The sequence below is a fragment of the Limosilactobacillus gastricus PS3 genome, from assembly GCF_000247775.1.
Classification (GTDB): domain Bacteria; phylum Bacillota; class Bacilli; order Lactobacillales; family Lactobacillaceae; genus Limosilactobacillus; species Limosilactobacillus gastricus_A.
Window position 1 is genome coordinate 1 of sequence record NZ_AICN01000008.1, and the last position, 5,265, is coordinate 5,265.

Sequence of the window (5,265 nt, forward strand, 5' to 3'; positions counted from 1 at the left end):
AAAAAGTGTAGAACCTTCCTTAACAATTAATTATTTCCGTCAGCGTATTGGCCTAATTGATTAACCGTATTGGCATCTGCAGAGTTCAAAGCGGCATTTTTAATGGTCGTCAAGCTAGCCGAACCAACTTGAACTTCAGATGATGGCCCAGCCACATAGAAGTAGACTGTCCCATCGCTTGAAATCGTGTAACCAATATCAGAATTGTAGGCTCCAGCAGAAAGTCCATAGAATACCCCATTCCCATAGTTTTGAAGGGTGGTAATCTTATGGGCATCTTGAGAAATGTAGGCAAAGGTCGAATTCCCCTTGGCTACTTGCCAAACACTATTGAAGCTTCCATTACCTAGTTGGGTCGCTCCGTAGTATAGGATGGCGGCCGATTGGGTTCCTAAGGTATCCGCATAGGTAACTGGACTCAGGGACGAATTTGCCGGTTGGCTAGAAGCAGCTGCCGACGACTTCCCACTAGTTGAAGTATCACTTGCAGATTTCGAACTTTGCGTTTGATCACTAGTCGATTTAGATGTCGACTTTGATGAACTAGCCTTCTTGCTAGTAGAACTGGTGGATTTGGCGCTCGATACTTGATTGCTACTTGATGAGCTAGACTGATTGTTAGTTGAACAAGCGGCTAAGCCAACCGCGGTCATGGCGGTAATCAAGATCAGGCTAATTTTCTTAAACTTTTTCATTTTTCCTTCACCTTCTCTTCTTTATATTTATATTTTACCATAAATATCCTTGTGAATTGGAATGCGGAAAAGAAAAACACCTGAAAGCAATCAAGCTTTCAAGTGTTCGTAATATTTGTAACCTATTTGATAACGTTGTAGGCAACCCCATCATTATCAAAGTAGTATTCAGTCCCATTAATGGTCCGGGTAGTGTTCTTCAACAAGGCTCCATCAGAACCAAAGTAGTAGACATGACCCCAGTTAGAGTACCATTGATTAGTGTAACGAGCGCCATCTTCACCAAAGTAGTAAGTATTACCCCAGTTAACGTAGAATTGATCCTTGTATTCATGGCCTTCAGCGTCGAAGTAGTAAACCTTGCCATCAACCGTTACAAATTGGTCTTTGACATCGCTAAGTTTCGTGCTGACCCCTTCGCTATTAAAGAGGTAATCAGTACCATCAATCGTCTTAACCGTACTCTTAACTAAGATCCCGTCATCACCAAAGTAATAGGTGTTACCCCAGTTACTGTACCATTGGTCCGTGTAACGAGCTCCGTCGGCACCAAAGTAATAAGTGTTACCCCAGTTACTGTAGAACTGGTCCTTGTATTCCTTACCATCTTCGCCGAAGTAGTATAACTTCCCATCATTTGAATAGAAAGCATTCGTTTGCATAACTCCATCAGCATTAAACCAGTAAGTTGCCCCATCAATGTCAGTGACTTGATCCGTCACCAAGGCTCCATCTGCACCAAAGTAGTAGGTGTTACCCCAATTGCTATACCATTGGCTAGTATATTCCTTACCATCTTCACCAAAGTAGTAAGTCTTGCCATCATTACTGTAGAAGGCATTGGTTTGCATGACCCCTTCAGCGTTGAAGTAGTAGGTTGCTCCATCAATCGTTTTCGTCGTATCAGTAACTAGAGCACCGTCATCACCAAAGTAGTACTTGTTGCCCCAGTTAGAGTACCATTGATTTCTGTATTCAATACCGTCTTCATCAAAGTAGTATGTCTTACCATCTTTAGTGTAGAAAGCATCTTTCTTAAGGGTGGCTACACCATCGGCATTAAAAGTATATAAACCTGAATTGTTTATCCATGCTTTATCTAAGTTGGCAGCTTGTCCACCATCGACCATTTCTTCAGTGCTAGTTAGACGCTTCCCATCGGCACCAAAGTAGTACCAATTCCCCCAATTATAATACCATTGGTTAACAAGCGCCTTGCTATCAGAACCAAAGTAATAGACAGAATTATCTGTTGGATTAGTGTAAAAACCATTTGTAAGGGCCTTACCATCCGATGAAAGATAATAGATTCCTGTCTTATCCTGAATCATCGTATTGGTCTGCTTTATACCATCAACATAGTAATAGTTTGATCCATCTTCGCTCTTTAAACCAGTGTTAGTACTGTCATCGTTGTCGACAACTTTAATGCCTTGATTACCATCATTAGCTACTGGAGAATTTAAATTAGTTGAATTATTAGCTGAATCTGTAGCATTATTCTTATTATTTGTCCCAGCATCAGTACCGGTCTTTTCATTCGTAACGGAATTACTGTTAGCCGTTGATTCCGATTGATTATTACCCTCTGAATTAGACGTACTATCAGCTTGACTCATTGAATTCCCTGTTGAGGCTGGAGCGGTTTCTGTCGGGCCAGTTGTTGTTCCATTATCTGTCGTGTCCGCATTGGCCACAGCCGTTGTCGCAACAGCCCCAACTGTTAAAGCAGCAGTTGCCACTGCCATGGTGACCCAACGTTTACCACTCTTATATAATTTATAATGTTTTTTTGTTTCCATTTATAAGCTCCTCTAAATTTTTAAACCTATGTTCCCATTATAGCAAATTCAACCAAAAAAATATGGATTGATAACAAAATGTAACAATCCACTTGATATTCTTAAACAAATATTTATATTAACTAAAATATTCAGAACTATTTTGATTTAAAGAGATACTTTCGATGCATATAAAAACTTCGAATAACGGGGATTTGCCGAACGATCAGGACCATCAAAATTGCAAAGGTAGTTCGATAAAAAATTCCAGCATAAGTGGCCATTAACTGCCCAGTATGAGAATAGACGAAGCCATACACATGAACCCAAACGTGGAGATAATCTAAATCAATTAAATGGAAACATAAAATCGTTAATGACTCTGCCCCCATAAAAGCCAGTCCCGTAATCAACCAGTTAAATTTAAATCGTTTTCCAAGAGCTTCTATTTTTTGGGAAACCCACATTAAGAAAAGACTATTGGTAATCCCAGCAATTACACCGATTACCATCGTATCATCCCTCACGTCTGCGACAGATAAAGTCCCTTGAGTCCCAGAGTATACATAAATAACTGCTAGGATTATGACGATCCACCAGGATAATCGAGTCATAAGATCATACTTCTTGATTAAATAGCCACTAAAGAAGAAAATTTGAACAAACAGGGCTGAGTCAATCGACCATGGCAGATAAAACCATTGGGCGATCGTGACACCGGAGATAGTACAGATCAAAACAATAACAGCTTTAACCAAATCCGACACCTGAAATCGCATGATTAAATTAAAAATTTGGACACCAAAGAAAAAGGCCAGCAGAAACCAAATTGCTCCGATTCCAATGATTGGATGATGGAATAGATTAACCGTTTCATTAACCCCATAGAGTCCTGAAAAGATTAAATCTTTAATTGAAAAAATCCGATATGGCAAGATGTATGCGTTCGGAACAAAGCGAGCAATCAGGATTAATATTCCCCCAATCACCACAGTAGCAGAATAAGGCAAAATTAAATTGAACCAACCACCCTTTAATTCTTGTAGATATTTTTTTGGGCGATATAAGTAACCACTTAGGACAAAGAAAATCGGCAGGTGAACGGAAAACAGAAGTCGTGTCCAATAATCACCATAATAATTCATCTGCGAATGTCCAATGATCACCATAATGATCGCTAAACCACGGGCAATATCAATCCACTGAATCCGCGATTTGGGCTTTATTTCGACCACTCGACTGTCCCCCCTATTTTTTTAGTAATTCCTTGGCCATTGCAACCACCGGTGCCTTAATCAGCCAAACACTAGCAACATATACGATTACCCCAATTATGATTTGAATTGCTAAGGTCAAGATATTCATTGGCAACCATAGGTTAACTGCATGCACTGCAAGATACATCAAAGCTCCGCAGACAAAATACTTCCATAAACTTTTGAATAAACGTCGCCGTGAAATTGTGGTTCGAATACACCACAGTTGAATCGCGGTAACCGTAAATTCAGAAATAACCGTCGCTAAAGCAGCCCCATTAGCTTTGTACCAATAGATTAAAAAAAGATTGGCAATCACATTAACCACTGCTCCGGCTGTTACAGAAGCAGTGTATTCCTTCACACGATCAATTGGCATTAAATATTGATTCCCAGTGACAGTACTCCAGGCAATCAGAACGACAATTGGTGCTTCAATCATCATAATGGTCCCGGTTTGTAGATATTGGTTCCCTAAAAACCAGGGTGCGAATTTGACGGCAATCGCCGTTAAACCCAAAGCCATCGGGACTGAAATTGCCGTCACAAAATCAAAGGATTTATAAAGACTCTCACGTACCCCTAAAATATCATGATTGGCAAATTTCTGCGCCACATTCGGGATCATCACAGAACCAGTCGCCGTCGCCACCGCTAAAATTAATTTAACCAGTCGATCCGCATAGGTAAAATTACCCAAATCAGCAGGAGTGACCATGTGTCCAAGCATGAGTCGATTCACAACTAAGTATACTTGCGTAGTGATAGTTGGAATGAAAAGCAAGAAAGCTGGATAAAAGTGTTGAAATGGATGTAAGTCCCGTAATGGTACCCAATGAACCAGCTTCCGCAAATAAGGCCATAAGGTTAAATTACCTGCTAGTTGGGCCCCACCTAGTAAGATGATGTACTTCCATAAATCGTCTGAACTTTTCACCACCAAAAAGATCAGGGCGATTGTGACAATTTTGACGATCGTATTTCGGACTACAGTTTTCTTAAAGTCTTCCATCCCCATGAAGAACCAAGAAACATCAATTGCCGTCGCAATAATCCATAAAGTCTGCAGTAAAAAATACTCTTTAAAAGTGGAACTAAAGACAAAGACCGCCATTAAATAGGCAATTAAAGAAACCGAAATAGTACATGCCTGTAACAGTTCAATTTCCCAAAAAGTTTTGGAACGTTTATAATCATCATTCCGATGATAAGCAATCTCACGATTCCCATATAAGATCACGCCCATTTGACCAATGAGGTAAAAGAAAGTAACCCAACTATTGGTATATTCATTAATTCCAGTATAATGGGCACCCAAAACCCGTGAAATATATGGGGTTGTAATCAACGGGGTAAACATTAATAGAATTTGATACCCCGCATTATAAATATAGTTTTTGATTACCCGCATGGTTAAACCTCATCGATACTTATTAATAACCTTTTCATTTTATCATAGGTTTTTGTCATATGACCGCTAGCTTCCATTTTAATACATAAAATCAGGACCATCATTGAAAATTCAATGACAAT

4 protein-coding genes are annotated in these 5,265 nt (G+C 39.7%); all 4 read right to left on the reverse strand.

Going from position 1 to position 5,265, the window contains the following annotated elements; translation table 11 throughout:
- Positions 1-26: 26 nt before the first annotated feature.
- Positions 27-695, reverse strand: a complete 669-nt coding sequence (locus PS3_RS09720; protein ID WP_050950781.1) for a hypothetical protein — start codon at positions 693-695, stop codon at positions 27-29.
- Positions 696-817: 122 nt separating this feature from the next.
- Positions 818-2,497 carry a KxYKxGKxW signal peptide domain-containing protein gene (locus tag PS3_RS09725; protein ID WP_050950782.1) on the reverse strand — a complete coding sequence of 560 codons (1,680 nt, stop codon included), beginning with the start codon at positions 2,495-2,497 and terminating at the stop codon, positions 818-820.
- A gap of 137 nt (positions 2,498-2,634) precedes the next feature.
- A complete protein-coding gene (locus tag PS3_RS00810) occupies positions 2,635-3,711 on the reverse strand; it encodes an acyltransferase family protein (protein WP_040467824.1) in 1,077 nt (358 codons plus the stop codon).
- Between the two features lie 13 nt (positions 3,712-3,724).
- Complete coding sequence (locus PS3_RS00815) at positions 3,725-5,143, reverse strand: flippase (protein ID WP_007121700.1); 1,419 nt, start codon at positions 5,141-5,143, stop codon at positions 3,725-3,727.
- Between the last annotated feature and the right edge of the window lie 122 nt (positions 5,144-5,265).